Origin of the sequence: Paenibacillus sp. BJ-4, assembly GCF_020404765.1 — a bacterium.
In the GTDB taxonomy this organism is placed as follows: domain Bacteria; phylum Bacillota; class Bacilli; order Paenibacillales; family Paenibacillaceae; genus Paenibacillus.
In genome coordinates, this window is record NZ_JAIVEM010000172.1 from 38,892 (window position 1) to 55,584 (window position 16,693).

General features: G+C 44.6%; 17 protein-coding genes and 2 pseudogenes. 10 read left to right on the top strand and 9 right to left on the bottom strand.

What is annotated here, in order from left to right; translation table 11 throughout:
• Window positions 1-74 precede the first annotated feature (74 nt).
• The 4 genes from LCF57_RS26255 to bcp are packed head-to-tail and all read left to right on the top strand — an operon-like array spanning window position 75 to window position 3,222.
• Window positions 75-1,124 carry an ATP-binding cassette domain-containing protein gene (locus LCF57_RS26255; protein ID WP_226003288.1) on the top strand — a complete coding sequence of 350 codons (1,050 nt, stop codon included), beginning with the start codon at window positions 75-77 and terminating at the stop codon, window positions 1,122-1,124.
• Window positions 1,117-1,911, top strand: a complete 795-nt coding sequence (locus tag LCF57_RS26260; protein ID WP_226003289.1) for an ABC transporter permease — start codon at window positions 1,117-1,119, stop codon at window positions 1,909-1,911. Before LCF57_RS26255 ends, LCF57_RS26260 begins: the two co-directional genes overlap by 8 nt.
• Window positions 1,912-1,915: 4 nt before the next feature.
• Complete coding sequence (locus LCF57_RS26265) at window positions 1,916-2,704, top strand: ABC transporter permease (RefSeq protein ID WP_226003290.1); 789 nt, start codon at window positions 1,916-1,918, stop codon at window positions 2,702-2,704.
• A gap of 41 nt (window positions 2,705-2,745) precedes the next feature.
• Entirely contained in the window at window positions 2,746-3,222 is a 477-nt protein-coding gene (gene bcp, locus LCF57_RS26270) for a thioredoxin-dependent thiol peroxidase (RefSeq protein ID WP_226003291.1), read from the top strand.
• A 66-nt stretch (window positions 3,223-3,288) separates the two neighbouring features.
• Here the strand turns inward: bcp and LCF57_RS26275 are convergent.
• The 7 genes and pseudogenes from LCF57_RS26275 to LCF57_RS26305 form a co-directional block, all read right to left on the bottom strand.
• Window positions 3,289-4,404: pseudogene (locus LCF57_RS26275) on the bottom strand (GerAB/ArcD/ProY family transporter).
• A 17-nt stretch (window positions 4,405-4,421) separates the two neighbouring features.
• Window positions 4,422-4,658: a hypothetical protein gene (locus tag LCF57_RS26280; RefSeq protein ID WP_226003292.1), complete on the bottom strand. Its 237-nt coding sequence runs from the start codon at window positions 4,656-4,658 to the stop codon at window positions 4,422-4,424.
• 33 nt (window positions 4,659-4,691) lie between these two features.
• A complete protein-coding gene (locus LCF57_RS26285) occupies window positions 4,692-4,919 on the bottom strand; it encodes a hypothetical protein (RefSeq protein WP_226003293.1) in 228 nt (75 codons plus the stop codon).
• Between the two features lie 2 nt (window positions 4,920-4,921).
• Complete coding sequence (locus tag LCF57_RS26290; protein ID WP_264083827.1) at window positions 4,922-5,569, bottom strand: GerAB/ArcD/ProY family transporter; 648 nt, start codon at window positions 5,567-5,569, stop codon at window positions 4,922-4,924.
• Window positions 5,570-5,611: 42 nt separating this feature from the next.
• On the bottom strand, window positions 5,612-5,800 hold the full coding sequence (locus LCF57_RS26295) for a hypothetical protein (RefSeq protein ID WP_226003294.1): 189 nt from the start codon (window positions 5,798-5,800) through the stop codon (window positions 5,612-5,614).
• Window positions 5,801-5,805: 5 nt separating this feature from the next.
• Window positions 5,806-7,014, bottom strand: coding sequence for a Ger(x)C family spore germination protein (locus LCF57_RS26300; protein WP_226003295.1), 1,209 nt, complete (start codon window positions 7,012-7,014; stop codon window positions 5,806-5,808).
• Between the two features lie 2 nt (window positions 7,015-7,016).
• Window positions 7,017-8,550, bottom strand: a pseudogene (locus tag LCF57_RS26305) (spore germination protein).
• 276 nt (window positions 8,551-8,826) lie between these two features.
• On the opposite strand from LCF57_RS26305, the gene LCF57_RS26310 reads away from it, so the two are divergent.
• Window positions 8,827-9,006 carry a hypothetical protein gene (locus LCF57_RS26310; RefSeq protein WP_226003296.1) on the top strand — a complete coding sequence of 60 codons (180 nt, stop codon included), beginning with the start codon at window positions 8,827-8,829 and terminating at the stop codon, window positions 9,004-9,006.
• Here the strand turns inward: LCF57_RS26310 and LCF57_RS26315 are convergent, their stop codons facing one another.
• Entirely contained in the window at window positions 9,007-9,663 is a 657-nt protein-coding gene (locus tag LCF57_RS26315; protein ID WP_226003297.1) for a DedA family protein, read from the bottom strand.
• A 145-nt stretch (window positions 9,664-9,808) separates the two neighbouring features.
• Here LCF57_RS26315 and guaA point away from each other — a divergent pair, with 145 nt between their 5' ends.
• Window positions 9,809-11,347 carry a glutamine-hydrolyzing GMP synthase gene (gene guaA, locus LCF57_RS26320; protein ID WP_226003298.1) on the top strand — a complete coding sequence of 513 codons (1,539 nt, stop codon included), beginning with the start codon at window positions 9,809-9,811 and terminating at the stop codon, window positions 11,345-11,347.
• A gap of 99 nt (window positions 11,348-11,446) precedes the next feature.
• Here the strand turns inward: guaA and LCF57_RS26325 are convergent, their stop codons facing one another.
• The gene (locus LCF57_RS26325; RefSeq protein ID WP_226003299.1) at window positions 11,447-12,577 is read right to left on the bottom strand and encodes a Gfo/Idh/MocA family protein; all 1,131 of its coding nucleotides are present in this window, start codon (window positions 12,575-12,577) and stop codon (window positions 11,447-11,449) included.
• 131 nt (window positions 12,578-12,708) lie between these two features.
• Between LCF57_RS26325 and LCF57_RS26330 the strand changes: the two genes are divergently transcribed.
• The 4 genes from LCF57_RS26330 to LCF57_RS26345 all read left to right on the top strand — a co-directional run bounded on the left by LCF57_RS26330 (window position 12,709) and on the right by LCF57_RS26345 (window position 16,319).
• Entirely contained in the window at window positions 12,709-13,554 is an 846-nt protein-coding gene (locus LCF57_RS26330; protein ID WP_226003300.1) for a LysR family transcriptional regulator, read from the top strand.
• 18 nt (window positions 13,555-13,572) lie between these two features.
• Window positions 13,573-13,893 carry an SGNH/GDSL hydrolase family protein gene (locus LCF57_RS26335; protein ID WP_226003301.1) on the top strand — a complete coding sequence of 107 codons (321 nt, stop codon included), beginning with the start codon at window positions 13,573-13,575 and terminating at the stop codon, window positions 13,891-13,893.
• A 180-nt stretch (window positions 13,894-14,073) separates the two neighbouring features.
• Window positions 14,074-14,460, top strand: a complete 387-nt coding sequence (locus LCF57_RS26340) for a MarR family winged helix-turn-helix transcriptional regulator (protein WP_413232236.1) — start codon at window positions 14,074-14,076, stop codon at window positions 14,458-14,460.
• A gap of 488 nt (window positions 14,461-14,948) precedes the next feature.
• Window positions 14,949-16,319: an NCS2 family permease gene (locus LCF57_RS26345; RefSeq protein ID WP_226003303.1), complete on the top strand. Its 1,371-nt coding sequence runs from the start codon at window positions 14,949-14,951 to the stop codon at window positions 16,317-16,319.
• Window positions 16,320-16,693: the final 374 nt, after the last annotated feature.

Sequence of the window (16,693 nt, forward strand, 5' to 3'; positions counted from 1 at the left end):
TACATTATAATTTCTTTTTGGAGCACAATCAATTTAACTACGGATTTTGTAAAATCCTGACTGAGAGGTATAACATGCTGGCAATTGATGTGCAGGATCTGCGCAAAACATTTAAGGTACAAAAAAACCGCGAGGGCCTAAAAGGCGCCTTCCTTGATTTATTCTCCCGAGAATATAACGAGGTGGCTGCGGTCAAAGATATATCCTTCCGTATCCCTCAAGGAGAAATATGCGGCTATATCGGTGAGAACGGCGCCGGAAAGTCTACCACGATCAAGATGCTGACAGGCATTCTCGTGCCGACATCGGGGCATCTCAAGGTGGGTGGTTATATCCCCTACGAAGATCGTGAGAAATTTGTAAGCAACATAGGCGTTGTTTTTGGTCAGCGCAGCCAGCTTTGGTGGGACATCGGTGTGATCGAGTCTTTTCAACTGCTGCGCAAAGTATATCAGGTTCCAGCTACTGACTTCAAACGCAGACTGGATGAGCTGGTTGAGAGACTTCAACTGCAGGAATTGCTAAGTCGCCCGGTACGCAAGCTCAGTCTCGGGCAACGGATGCGTTGTGAGCTGGTAGCTGCACTGCTACACAATCCATCCATTGTTTTTCTGGATGAGCCGACCATTGGACTTGATATTATGGTGAAGTCCGAAATCCGTGAGTTTCTAAAGGACATGAACCGGGATTACGGCACGACCATTTTGCTGACGACCCATGATTTGCAGGATATTGAAGCGTTGTGCTCGCGCGTCATTATGCTGGATGATGGGAATATCATTTATGATGGTGGTCTGGAGGATCTGAAGACGCGGTGGGGGACAGGACGCGAAGTACGGTTTCAGTTTGGCACGACGACTGGGCTGGAGCAATTGCAGGCATGGACTGCCGATATGCCGCTGACCTGGACGATGGATAACGATTTGGCTGCCAAGGTATGGATTCCTCTGCATATTAACGTATCGGATGTTCTCGCCAGTGTAGTTGGCCGCACCGACATTACGGACATCAAAATCATTGAAACGAACACAGATGATATCGTCCGCAGTATCTATCAGTCTGGCTCGGCAGAACGCAAGGGCGATCCGATTCTCCCGGCAGTGGAGGCCAAAGTTCATGCTTAGCGTATATACCGATTTTATTCGTATCCGATTTCTGACGATGCTTGCTTATCGTGTGAACTATTATTCAGGTATACTTATATATTCCATGAATATTGGCGTGTACTATTTCACATACCAAGCGATATATGGGGACGCAGGCAGTATTGGCGGCTTTACCGCTGCTCAGATGACGACATATGTAGCGGTCTCATGGATGGCGAGGGCTTTTTATTTTAACAATCTGGATCGTGAAATTTCGACGGATATTCGGGATGGAAGCATTGCTATTCAGATGATCCGGCCGTATAACTATGTGCTCGTTAAATGTATGCAGGGACTCGGTGAGGGGATGTTCCGCTTCCTGTTATTTATGATTCCAGGCATGGCGATTGCGATGCTGCTGTTTCCGGTGAAGCTCCCCAGTGACCCGGTAGCCTGGATTGGTTTTCTGGTCATGTTATTTTTCAGCTTTTTGATTAACACTCAGATTAATATTATTACGGGTTTGACGGCCTTTTTTATCGAAAATAACGAGGGTATGATGCGTATGAAGCGTGTGGTGGTAGACTTGTTTTCCGGGTTGATTTTACCCATCAGTTTGTTTCCGGGCTGGCTGGCAACGATCGCCCAATGGATGCCGTTTCAGGCGATTACCTATTTACCGGGGTCTGTTTTCACAGGACGTGTAAAAGGCGTTGGCATCTGGAATGTGCTGGGTATCCAAATCATTTGGCTGGTCGTTCTGCTCGTGCCGATGGTCGTCATTTGGCGACTGGCGCGCAGACGTCTGTTCGTGCAGGGAGGGTAAGCCGATGATGTACTATTTGGGTCTCATTAGCGAATATTTTAAAAATTACACGAAATCACGGCTCACCTATCGGGCCGATTTTTGGGTGGAAGTCATTTCAGACCTGCTGTTTCAGGCCACAAACCTTATTTTTATTCTAGTCATTTTTATGCATACAGACAGTTTGGGCGGCTGGAGTGAAAATGAAGTGGTGTTCGTTTACGGTTTTTTCATGGTTCCATACGGACTATTTACCTGTTTTGTCAACCTTTGGAACTTTAGCGAACGATATATCGTAAAAGGGGAGCTTGACCGGGTGATGACCCGTCCCGCGTATAATCTGTTCCAGATTTTCCTTGAAAATATCGACCCTCCATCGCTGGTGGGATCGGTGATTGGACTGATTATTATGGGAATCAGCGGGGCGCAGATGGACTTGCATATGGCATGGTGGTTTATTCCGGCACTCATCATTATGAGCTTGAGCGCCGTAGCGATTTATACAGGGATCTACACCATCTTGACCTCCATTTCGTTCTTTTCAGACGCACCGACAGGAATTATTCCACTTATGTACAATATTCAGGGCTATGGCCGTTATCCGGTAACGATTTATAACCGGGCCATTCAGGTTGTGCTGACCTGGATTTTGCCTTTTGCTTTTGTTGGCGTATACCCGGCGTCCTTGTTCCTTCAGCGGGAGGATATGCGGCATATGGCGCTCTTAACTCCTGTGATGGGCGCTGTGTTTCTGACTTTGGGCTTATTGGCATGGAATTGGGGTATTCGGCGTTATAGGGGAGCAGGCTCTTAGGCCGGATCACATCAGAACCCCAAAAGATAGGAGATGATGAGGTGTCCACGACATCTACCGTTATTGGACAACCGGCACCGGACTTTGAATTGCCGGGAAGTGAGGGAAAGAACGTTAGGCTATCTAACTATAGAGGCAGCAGGGTATTGCTGTATTTCTATCCGAAGGATTTGACCTCCAGTTGCTCGACACAGGCGTGTGATTTTCGGGATAAGCATACGGAGTTTGAAGATTTGAATACAGTCATTCTGGGGGTAAGCCCTGATCCACTTAAGCAGCATGACAAGTTTATTGCCAAGTACGGGCTGCCTTTTCAGCTGCTATCCGATGCAGAGCATCAGGTGGCTGAGACGTACGGTGTGTGGCAGCAGAAACAAATGTATGGCAAGCAGTATATGGGCATCGTCCGCTCTACATTCCTGATCGACGAGAATGGTATTGTAATTCATGAATGGCGTGGCTTGAGAGTCAAAGGGCATATCGATGCTGCCCTGGAGTACATTCGGGAACAGGCGTAAGTTAAGAAAAAAAGAACCTTCGGATACCGGCTTCTATATGCAGATGCTCCGGTTGATGAAGGTTTTTTAATTTCTCGATAGATTCTGCCGTTGCTTCCACCTTTGACGACAAAGGTACACACCCCATAACAAAAGCGGAATGATAAAGCCGTTTGTAATATTCCAGGCTGCCAATGGATAAACAAGAGTTCTTACATAATAGTAAACATTTGGTGTTATTAAAATGGTCATTCCAAACACAATCCCGCCTGCGGGTATGACGAATGGACGACTATTAGAAATTCGGAACAACTGGGGTGTTCCAAAAGTGAAGGCGTAGAAGAAAAGAACTCCCTTGAAATAGGCAGCCAGTGCCCAGGTTATAGCAACAAGCGATTCAACGCGTGTAATATAATTCAGTTCATTAATTTGTGTCGTGAGTACAGAAGAAATGTATGGACTGTAATTGGTCACAAAGGGTCCAATCACAAGAAGGGAGAGCAGCAGAAACAGGCTAATCACGATTCCGCCTATAAGAGAAGCGAGCAACATGTCCTTTTTAAAATGGGCTTTTTTGTTTACATAGGGAAAAACCATGAGCATAATAGACATTCCGGCAAAAGGCATAGCCACGCCTGGAACCATTCCTTTAGCAACAGGAGCTAGCCCGTTTTCCAAAACAGGCCGTAAATTAGAAAGCTGAACTTGTGGCAGGAGTGCAAGGATCAGAGCAGAGAAGATTAATATATACGCTGGTAATAGCATCTCGCTAACACGACCGAAAGCTTCAATTCCCGCTAGCGCAGTAAGCACCATTAAGGATATTCCCATAGCGAGCAGAACACGCAGAGGGGTTTATACAAATAACTGTGTAGTCAGGAAATCGCCCACCTCTCTCGCAATAAGAGCGGTGTTCATTAAAAAATAAAACAAATACCAGCAGGAGACAATGGTTCCGAACACGGGCCCCAAAATTTTGCGGATCGCTTCAATAAGTGTAAGGCTCGGGTAGAGCTCATGAACGCGAACGAGCACGTAAATAACAATTAAGCCTAACGGAATGGACAGTATAGAGCTGATCCAGGCATCCTGATGAGCAATATGCGTAATAATAGTCGGATAGATTAAGAGCATATCCCCGATTAAACACATAAACATAAGGACAGTCACTTGCCGAACACTGATACGTGCTTTTTTTGACATTTGTGGCTGCCTCCTTTCTAAAAACCAAATAAATGTGACACAAAAGTGTTAACGGGGTTATAGATTATTTCAATCAGAATCAGCGGGCTTGGCGTAACCTCTAATTTGGCAGCAAGGACACTAAGCCATATTCCTAATCCAAGCATAATGACGTACACTAACATATCCTTAATCCGACGCTTGCGATACAAGCCTGGTAAATCCTTGGCGGCAATGGCTAGAGCGATACAGATGACAGTAATGGTAATCAGCAATGATATTGCTCCTTCCGTTAAGGGTGAGGGGGGTTACCCGGGTCCCAGAGTGTGACTGCCTTTTGATCTAAACTTGTATACAACAAGCAGCAGTAGAGGAAGGACAACCGAATCGGTCAAATCCCAATAAATCAAGGCATGGACGATCGTGTCCAGATAATATGTAATATTGGGTGCCGAAACGATAATCAAACCAAACAGGATCATGAAGCTGGGGCCAAGAAAGGTCCGTACATTGTCTAACCGCAGTAGCTGAGTCATTCCTAATGTAAAGGCATAGAAGTGCAAAATGGTTTTAACAAAGGTAGTGATAATCCAGCTGTGCTCATCATGGACTCAATTCTTTGCAAGAAATTCCCGATGCTAATCTTTTTGGATAACGTATAAGAGGTGTACACGCTGTGTTCTGTTACAAAAGGGCCTAGTACCATGATTGAAACAAGTAGCAGCACGCTTAACAAAATGATGGCCAGAAGTCCAGATAGTAAAACGGACTTTTTCAGACCTGGTTGTTTGCTTACATAAGGAAGAATCATCAGTAAAAATGCTAATTCTCCGTATGGATACGAAACTGCAAAAATGCTGCCTTCGATAATCGTAGGAATACCTTGCTCCATTATGGGTTTAAGCTGCTGACTGTCGCATTGTGGCAGTAAAAACAGGATTAAAAATAAAGTGAACGCCAAGCATAATGGAAATAATATTTGAGCAGTACGTGCAATAGGCTCCAGCCCCATATACAGTCCCCACATAAGGACAAGGATTAAGATTAAATTGATCACAGGGAGAGGGGTAACGACGTAAGTTTGGTTGTTCAAAAAATCCCCGACTTCTCTTAAATAAATCGCTGAATTCATCAATAAATGAAACAAGTACCATACAGAGATGATAGCGCCTAACCATGGACCCAAAATTCGCTGACAGAGTTGGATGAAGGTGAGTTCAGGATAAAGCTAATGTACCCGCAGGAGTAGCCACAGCACAGCTAATCCTGCAGGGATACTTAAAAATGAGCTAATCCAGGCATCCTGTTTGGAAATGCCCGTAATGATGGAGGGATATACCAATACACAGTCTCCGAAAATACTCAAAAATACGAGTACAGCTATATTCCTGATGCTTATACGCCCTTTCTCCTCCACCAAGCTCACTCCTTCATTTGTTTTTGGAATGACTCAAACAAGGTACCAATTTTTTGGATTTTTGTTTCTGCTTTGTATTCAATCTGCAAGTCCATAAATGGATTTTCTTTGGTTTCTTTCATCCTTTTCCAAAGTTCGGGATTCGACTGGTAAATCAGCTGACCAAATCCAAAAATGTCTGACTTAAACTCACGTCGTACGGTTTCTACGGAATGCTTTAAAATTTCAACAATTTTTTCATTACTTGCGGCTTCAATTTCTTTAATATCGGCCATACTGCTTAACTTCATATGCTGACAGTTGACTTCTCGTACAGTACTATTGTTGGTAACCGATATTACAATAACAGGCTCTCCATCACGGATTATGACTTTATTTTTAGTATCACTGTTTAAAGTTAACAAGGCGATATTACCACCCCCCTCGCAGTCGGCATGCCCCGTTGTCGTCTCCACTTCATTCCGAATATAGTTGAATCCTTTGCTGTCTTGTTCATTCAGCCATCCTAGCAAGCGGTCTTTTTTTAATACACCGATACCAGAGAACCTCAATGTAGTTTTAGGAGATATGCTTGAGGTATCTTCTACGCCTTTGTCTATGGAAGATTCTATGCTTCCAATAGCTTCCAAAGCGGGCAAAGTGGACTGGATGTCAGGGTCTGCCAGATTGCTAAGTAATTGATCCATGGTTACTTTGGTGGCAGGGGCCCATGTTTTGGTTAAGGTATCCAATGAAGCGAACATTTTATTAGCTGGTAATTTCTCTAGAGCAGTCGGTATCTTTAAAATCGTGGAAGCCTTATTATTTTTGGCTGTCGCAATATAAAAATCACTTCTTGTAAAAGGCTCCCGCATCAAGGCCTCAATCACATCGGAAATTCCTTTTCTTGCATAAGCTTCACCTAAAATCAACATACGAATATGTGATAAATAGATGGAGCGTGGGCTTGTATCTGTCATTTTTTGAATAGCTTCTTGAATCGTGGGCGCTGTGGCCTGATAAGTAACTACCGGGGAGCCTCCACTTGTTGCAGACTTGGAAGCTACTGCAGAAGGAATGACCACCTGAGCTGTCACCTGATACTGCTCTCCTTCCATATCCACCCCGATTCCAATAGCGATGCCTAGTTCATTTAATTCTTTACGGTCCCAGCATCCATTCAATAGTAATGCGATCAGCCCCCAGACGAAGAGCACATGAATTGTCTGTTTCATGGTTATTCCCTTCTACTTTGTGATTTATTGCCGATCCGTCTTTTTTTCGTTTTTTGGCGAATCGTATTTTGAATAGAGTTGGACTGAGGCCGTGTAGTCATACGAGGCCAGGGTAAGCGGAATAGTGTATCCTTCATATCGCTTTCTACATAGGGGCCAAACGGACTCATGTAAGATACTCCAAAGGATCGCAGACTGGTCAAGTGCAGCAAAAGTACGATCAATCCCATCAATATTCCAAGAAGTCCAAAGGCTGCGGCAAGCATCATTAAGGCAAAGCGTACAATTCGGACCGCTATGGACAGACCGTTTTCTGGAATAACATAGCTGGAGATGGCTGTAATGGACACGACAATGACCATAGCCGCCGAGACAACCCCTGCTTCTACGGCTGCTTGCCCAATGACCAGTGTGCCTACAATGGATACGGCTTGCCCGACAGTCTTGGGAATACGTACCCCGGCTTCACGCAGAATCTCATAAGTAATTTCCATGAGCATGGCTTCAACAAAAGCCGGAAATGGTACGCCTTCCCTTTGTGCGGCGAGGCTGATCAGTAAGTTGGTAGGGATCATCTCCTGATGAAAGGTAGTTACCGCTATATAAACTGCGGGTGCAAGCATAGCGATAAAAAAGGAAAAGAAACGCAGCAAACGCAGCAAAGTGCTGATATCGGCACGTTGATAATAATCCTCTGGCGACTGGAAAAATTGCACGAACAGCGCAGGAATCAACAGAACAAAAGGTGTCCCGTCTATCAATATGGCGATTCTTCCTTCCAGCAGACTGGCAGCGACCGAATCCGGCCGTTCACTGTTGTATATCGTAGGAAAAAGAGTAAGGGTAACATCCTGAATTTCCTCCTCGATGTAGCCACTTTCCAAAATGCCGTCAATATCAATTCGGTCCAGACGTTCTCTCAGCTCCTGAATAACGCCTTCGTCAGCGATGCCTTTGATATACATCACGGCCACATTCGTGTGGGTGACTTGCCCGATCTGTCTTGTTTCCATCCAAAGACGCGGATCGCGAATCCGCCTGCGGATCAGAGCTGTATTGGTACGCAGATTTTCAGTAAAGCCCTCCATTGGACCGCGTACAACGGTCTGGGATTGGGGCTCGCTGACATTGCGATCCTCCCAGCCAACCGCATCAATCCATATGCCCTTGGTGTATCCGTCCAGCAAAATGATAATACCGCCGGATAGCATCCGGTTGAATAGAGCATCCATTTCGTCCAAACTGCCGGAGTTACCAGCTCAATACTTGATCCTTTAAATAGTCGAACGGTTCGGTGCCTTCCGGTACATGATGTTCGTTGACCCGCATAAGTGAACGCAGAACGGAATCATGGAGCAGTTGAGTATTAACCAGACCGTCAATATAAAACAAAGCTGACGGCCATTTTTGCATCCATAATAGCTCTTTAATAATTATGTCCCCACTGTTGCCAAAGGAGTTTTCAATATGGTTTACATTCTCCTTCAAACAAGAGGACACATGAGTAAGTGGGCAGCTTTTATTCTCATTTTGCATACGTAAAATCCTCCGATATTGGAGTTTGTTGGCTTAGTATGCTCTGAATATATGAATTTATCCTTGATCGTTTGACTGGTGATTCCTATAAATTAGATAAATAACTAATTAGATTATAATTTAAATGTTACCTTTCGAATTGGAGTTAAAGAATATGATTAACCTGTGGCGGGTGTGCTCATCACCTGAATATCCCGGCGTGGGGTGGGGATCATTTGTTTGGATACACTAGTAATGCGGGAGACCCCATTGCATTTATAGGGTCCATTGTTGGGCATGCTGACAGCGTGGAGCCAGGGGATAATCGGGTTATCTATGTTTGGAGCAGGGGTAGCGGTAGAAATGATGGAGCCTCGTATGTTGGGCTTGGCTGGGGGCGCGGGGTTTGTTATGATATCTATCGTGATTTCGATGTATTACGTTAGGATCCGTAATCGTAAGACAGCAGGAGTTTGACTACTCCGTGTCATCCTTGTTGCTGGTTTTCACAGATTTTTCGGATTTGCGTAGCGAGCTAAACAGGAAGCTTCTCCACCGGTAAATCATATACAGCAGGATCATGAACCCAACGACTCCCGCAATTCGTAGTGCATACAGCTCGACCAAATGGAAAATGGCATCCCATTGCGGACCAAACAGCTTGCCGATGCTTAGAAATAAAATAACCCAGAACAGAGCACCGCTGTATGCATACAAGGCAAATTTACGGAGAGGAAGAGCAATAATTCCGGAAAAATAGCCAGTAAAATGTCTAACACCTGGGATAAAATATCCAAGGAAAATAAGCCAGTACCCGTATCGTTGAAACCACTTCTGTGTTTTCTGAAGCTTGTCCGGTGATAAGAAGATCCATTTACCGTATTTCTGAATAAAGGGGAGTCCAGCCCATTTTCCGATAAAGTAGGTAATCGTCATACCGATGGTTGTGCCAAAAAAAGCCAGCAGCACCAGTTTACCGAATTCAAGGGTACCCGAATAGGAGAGATATCCCGCATAGGCCATCGTGGTTTCCCCGGGAAAAGGCAAAGCAATAAACTCAAGCAGCAAGCCGAAAAAAAGGACGCCGTATCCGTATTCTTCGAACAATTGCGCGATCCACTTCAGCACATCCATCGTGTACACTCCTACGAACAGATTAAGTAATTTATAATCAATTTATTTTAACAATCTTTTCATGTCCACTCAACTCCGCATGATTTCTTGACGTCCTGTTTTATCGTTGCGTATAATGAAACGAACAATTGAGGGAGGCACGGTAATGAATAAGCCTAATGAAATCGTTGTAGTTCTCGACTTTGGAGGACAATACAACCAGTTAATCGCAAGAAGAATTCGGGATCTCGGTGTATATAGTGAGCTCCTTCCATACAATACGTCTGCGGAGAAGCTGAGAGAGCTGGCGCCGAAAGGGATTGTTTTCTCAGGCGGCCCTTCCAGCGTATATACAGACAATGCCCCTCAGGTGGACCGGGCAATTTATGATCTTGGCATCCCTATTTTTGGTATTTGCTATGGTATGCAGCTGATGGCTCACCAACTGGACGGTAAGGTAGAACGTGCGGGCAAGCGTGAATACGGCAAAGCAGACGTGCTATTCAATGAGGGTTCCCGATTGGCTAAAGGTCTGGATTCCCGTCAAACGGTATGGATGAGCCACGGGGATCACGTTACAGATCTGCCATCCGGCTTTACACTGGATGCAGGAACGGAGAGTGCGCCGATTGCCGCTATGAGTCATCCGGAACGGAATCTGTATGCAGTACAGTTTCATCCAGAGGTACGTCATTCTGTTCAAGGTAATGAGATGATTAGTAACTTCCTGTACGAAGTGTGCGGTTGTGAAGGCAACTGGACGATGGAATCGTTCATTGAAGATCAAATCCGTGAAATCCGTCAGCAAGTAGGCGACAAGAAAGTATTATGTGCTTTAAGTGGCGGCGTGGATTCTTCCGTTGTAGCAATGCTCATTCATAAAGCCATCGGTGATCAACTGACATGTATGTTTATTGATCACGGACTGCTGCGCAAGGGCGAAGCCGAAAGTGTAATGGAAACGTTCGTTGGCAAATTTGATATGAAAGTTGTCAAAATTGATGCCCGTGAGCGCTTCCTGTCCAAGCTGGCAGGAGTCGATGATCCTGAACAAAAACGTAAAATCATCGGTAACGAGTTTATCTATGTTTTTGAAGAAGAATCAGCTCAATTTGATGATTTTGACTTCCTGGCACAAGGCACGTTGTACACAGATATTGTAGAGAGCGGAACAGCAACGGCACAAACCATTAAATCACATCATAACGTGGGCGGTTTGCCAGAAGACATGAAGTTCAAGCTGATCGAACCACTGAATGCATTGTTCAAGGATGAAGTGCGTAAAGTCGGTGAAGAATGCGGACTTCCAGCTGAAATTGTATGGCGTCAGCCATTCCCGGGTCCGGGTCTCGCCATTCGTGTACTTGGCGAAGTGACAGAGGACAAGCTCAAAATTGTCCGTGAATCGGATTATATTTTGCGCGAGGAGATTGCCAAAGCCGGTCTGGATCGGGAAATCTGGCAATACTTCACCGCTCTGCCGAATATGAAGAGTGTTGGTGTTATGGGCGATGCCCGTACGTACTCCTACACCGTAGGAATTCGCGCAGTAACCTCCATCGACGGCATGACCGCCGACTGGGCGCGTATCCCATGGGACGTGTTGGAGAAAATTTCGGTACGTATCGTTAATGAAGTAGAAAATGTAAACCGTATCGTGTATGATGTAACCTCCAAACCACCAGCTACCATTGAGTGGGAATAGGCTGTAGACTGGTAACAAGACAAAAACCTTCAACTCCACATCTATCGTGGTTTTGAAGGTTTTTTGCTTTAAGGCTTTGTTGTTCTAATTATATGCTTTTTACCACACGATCTTTTTTCCGGTTGCTGCCGATTCCTCAATGCGGTCCAGTAGCTGATGCAGCTTTAAGGCATGATTAAAATCAGGAGCGAAGCGGGTGTCCGTTAAAATGTCCTTGGCAAATATATGATGAACCTTCGCCACATTCAGGGTTACCCCTTCTTTGGGGAAATCCGGTTCACCATCAGGCTCAGCAGTTATACTTATTTGTTCTAAGGTCTCATTAGGCGCATAACCCTTATTACTACCTGGATCATACATAAGTTTTTCGAGCGTCAGATTGCCAAATTGAACATGCCCAAGCGAAGGCTTTTGTGTCAAACGCAATGCTCCCTTTTTCCCCTGAATCTCTATCTCAAATTTAGAGTTTACGCCACCCTGAATGTGAACCGATATCGGTGTTCCCTTTTCCGACAACCCGTGAATCAAAATCTGATCGGCTGTATCCTTGGGGATAATTTCACCTGTTTCCTGAATCGTGGCATGGCTATAGCGTGATGCTGTAATGGCTGATAGCTCGCGAAATTCACCAACGATGTATTGCAGCGCATCCAGCGCATGTCCGCCGTTAATCGTTAGCAAATTGGCGCCGTTGGCTTTATTCAGTAAATAAGCCGTATCCTGATCTGTACTTCCTCCTTTCCCGCGTGTAGCTACTTGCATGTGACAGGATACAATTTCACCAATCTCCCCGTTCTCCACCAGCTTTTTCATTGTTTGCACTTCAAGGTCCTGCCGAGCCTGCAAGCCGACTGTATGATGAATGCCCGCCTGTTCCGCTGCCTTAGCCATTTCGGTAGCTTCCGCAGCATTTGCCCCCAAGGGCCATTCACAAAAAATATGCTTCCCCTCTTGAATAGTCGCCATCACCGCTCCGTAATGATGGGGGACCTTGACGCTCACCACCACCATGTCCACGTCTTCGGAAGCTGCAAGTTTTTGAGTATCATCAAAGGCCAGCGCTGCACCTATTTCATCCGCACTTTTTCGCGCGCTCTCCATGCGAGAGGTACCAATGGCTGTGATAACAAGGTTCGGATGCTTTAGCAAAGCCGGAATGTGCGTTTGACTGGCCCATTTGTTATTCATTGATCCCCCGACCACTCCTGTACGAATCTTCTTTTTCATCATGCTGCGGAACCCTCCTAAATATTAAATGAGGCTGGAAAATAGTGCCCAAGGTTAATATAATACACTTAACACATAAATAATAATGTTTGTTTGTGATGTAGATATCATTTTATTTAATGGGAAGTGGAGATGTGGACATTGAGAATATGCAGGCATTTGTGTCAGTAGCAGAACTGAGAAGCCTTACGGAAGCTGCCCAAAAGCTGAACCACTTACAATCGAATATGACGGCCAAAATAAAGAAGTTGGAGGCCCATTATAAAACAGCGTTATTTTACCGAAAACCCCGTGGCATGGAGCTGACTCCCGCAGGGGAAATCCTATATGCTCAGTTCAAACAAATTTTGCTGCTGTGGCAAGATACAGAGATGAAAATGAGACCGCAGGAGGAGAGACTGCGTATTGGCACGATGCAGTCCATTGTGGCAGGCGAAGTAACGAGGGCGCTCACGAAGATATACGAGCTGTACCCACAGGTTTCTGTGACATTAAAAACGGGCACTACCACAGAAATAGAGACGTTGATCCTCGAAGGTGAACTCGATCTTGCCTTTGTCACAGGCTATTCTACCAGCCCGTATATCCATTATCAAAAATGTTGTCGTGAAGATCTGGTACTGGTGGGAAAAGACATTCATGAAGGCTCAGACCTCAAACAAGTCCTGCAAGGAGCCACTATTATCGTGCTGTCGGATGGCTGCCTTTATCTTACGCAATTGAAGAAGATGTATCAGGACATGCAATTAACTCATGGCGAGGTTGTGGAGGTAGGGGTGTTTGATACGATGGTGCAGTTTGTTTTAATGGGGATGGGAATCACCTTGATGTCCAAAAAGCTGGCACGGCGATTTAATGTGGAATCCTATTTGTCGGTTCCCCCCACCTTTGGCTACATGTATACATATTTAATAACCCGTCCCAATCACAAGATGACAGCCATTGAACATAAATTTATCGAACTCAATAATACGATTTAAGGGATAGGAGAGTGTCCAATGAGTACTTATCAGAACAAGTACCAGGGGAGCCATGCAGTATTTTTGGGGGATAGCATTACTTTTGGATATGAATTAAAAGAAGGGGAAAAGCCTTATCCGCATATCGTCAGCGACACCCTGGGTTTTCAAAGCTTTGAGAATCACGGCATATCCGGCAGCAGTGTAGCCAGCGGGGGCTTTGAGCCGATGTGTGAGCGATATGAAAAAATGAATCCTCACGCGGATGTGATCTTTTTTATGGGTGGAAGAAATGACTTTTCCATGGGAGAAACGCCGTTCGGTGCTGCACACACATACATCACCACTCTTTGTCGATAGTAAGATGCTCGGAATCATAGCAAGGACAACAGAAGTGAAAATACTCAGGCGGGTTGTTTAGCTTGAATATGTTCAATAGGGGCGTATAATACTTGGCATATCAATTGATATGTCAATTAATTTGGAGGAGGAGGAAATATCATCGAATATTGCACGGATAAGAGCAAGCTGTTTTATCGTATGCACCTTTTGTGTAAAGAAATGAATACTGTTTTTGAAGCGCAGTCAAAAACCAGCTTTACCAAGGTCGAGATTTTATACCATATTCATCAACGACAGGAATTAAGTCAGTTGGAGCTTCAGCATTTACTGGCACTGGACGGAGCAGCGGTTACCCGACACCTGAAAAGGCTGGAGCAGGAAGGTCTGATTATCCGCAATAAAAAAGAGCAGGATAAGCGTGTCACTTATATTTGCCTGACCGAGCAAGGAGTTCAAGAACTGGAAGGTTTGGCGAAGCAAAGAGAGGTCTTTCAGGACAAGCTGTTGCGTGATTTTACAGATGAAGAAATTGTAGCTTTGACAGGTGTGTTACAACGTATGTCTACCAATGTAAAGAGTATGTAAAATATGCGAGGAGGAAAAACAGTGGAGATGTTCAGAAAATAGCTTTAAAGTGCTAAAAAAGCATACCGGGTGAATCATTTCTATTGTAAGCAATTTTGACGAAGAGTTGGTACAGGAATACGACGTAACCGCTAAAATCCGTAGTTGGAGCTGCGTTTCCTTTTTCACTAAAGGGACTGTATTAACGCCCACGCATTAAGTGAGACCCACCATGCTGTCGGTAACATAGAATCTGCAGCGAATGCCTTTGATAAGTACAAAAATATCTGATTTGTTAAAATGAGACCCCGTCAGGTGCATAACAGCCTGGCGGTTTTTCTGTTTTCCGAACAATGCATATGCGTTCAATTTACAACATTCGCTTTTTCTGTTGACAAGCTGTAGGTGAGAGCCTAAAATAACGGATGTAATAGCTGTATGAATGCGAATATTACAGCAAATGTACGACAACAATACGAGTATGCTTTACGTAGGAGGAATTACGACTCATGGAGCGTTTCTTTAAATTAAAGGAACATGGAACAAACATCCGCACCGAGATTATTGCGGGGATTACTACTTTTATGACCATGGCTTACATTCTGGTGGTCAATAATACCTTTTTGGGGCCAACTGGTGCGGGTATGCCTAGTGAAGCTGTCTTTTTTGCGACAGCAGTAGGTGCGGGTCTGGTTACCATTTTGATGGGGTTATTCGTTAATGTGCCGATCGGCATGGCCCCAGGCATGGGTTTAAATGCTTATTTTATGACGGTAGTCTTGAGTTCTAATGGTGTAATCACTTGGCAGGCGGCACTTGGCGCTGTATTTATATCCGGTATCGTCTTTCTAATTTTAACCGTGACACGAGTAAGGCAGATGTTACTTGTTGCGGTTCCGGAAAATTTAAAGACAGCTATTACGGTAGGTATTGGCTTGTTCATTACGATTGTGGGCTTTAAGCTCTGTAATTTGGTTATGGTCAGCATCGTTCCAGGTACAGATGTCGGTCAACCGGTTCCAGGTCATGCTTTTAATTTAGTTCTCGGCAGCTTGGTTCACCAAAAGGATGCGTTGCTGGCGTTAATCGGATTGCTTATTATCGCAGCGCTGATGGTTGTTCGGGTCAAAGGTGCTTTGCTGATTGGAATCGTAGCTACAACATTGATCGGTATTCCGATGGGGGTCACAAATCTGAGTAGCCTGACAACAGGGCACTGGATTCCTGATTTCACTAACTTGGCGGTAGGCCAGTTAGACTTGAAGGCTGCTCTGCACATTGGGCTGTTTGATATTATTTTCATTTTCACTTTTGTGGAGTTGTTTGATACGTTTGGTACATTGGTGGGTACAGCTACCCGTGCAGGAATAATGAAGGATAAGAAAAAAGGCGAGAAAATCATCGGTAAAGCGATGCTGGTGGATGCTGTTGGCGTAAGTACCGGTGCGATATTGGGTACAAGCACAATCACAGCTTTCGTAGAAAGCTCCGCAGGGGTAGAAGAAGGTGGACGTACCGGTTTGACCGCTGTAACGACAGGTATTCTGTTCTTGTTGGCCCTCTTTATCGCACCGTTGGCACTGGTTGTACCTTCTGCGGCTACGGCTCCAGCTCTAATTATTGTCGGTGTGTTAATGATGAGTCAGGTTCGCAATATTGACTGGGATAACTTCCTGCTCGCATTCCCTGCGTTTTTGACTATTGTTTTGATGCCTTTTACAGGCGGGATTGCTAACGGTATTTCTGCTGGTATTTTGTCTTACGTTGTGCTGGCAGTGTTCAGTAATTTGTTTACCAGCAATAAAGTTAAAATTCACTGGCTTATGTGGGTGCTTGCTATTATTGTAGTAATTCGGTTTGCCTTTATGGGCTCCGAATAGAATAGTAGATGAATTTAGAGCTTCTTCCCTGGTATTTAGGGAGGGGCTCTTTTTTTATGTCTATTAAGGATTTAACGCATTTAATATAGAAGGTTTCAAAAATATATAATAAATACTTGCAAACTATTTTTGTATGTGGTATATTCTAATTCCGGCCAAGAAATACAAGGTTGCGAGTGAATGCAATAAAAAAGATTCAAAAAAAGCTTGCATGGTTGGTTCGGATGTGATAAGATATAAGAGTTGGTAAGGCGATGAGCTAAGTCAACAAAAAGAAATGTTTGATCTTTGAAAACTGAACAACGAGTGAGTAATGATTTTGTTCGCAAAATCAACAATGAGATATTTTATCTCGTCAGTTTCAACATGAGCTA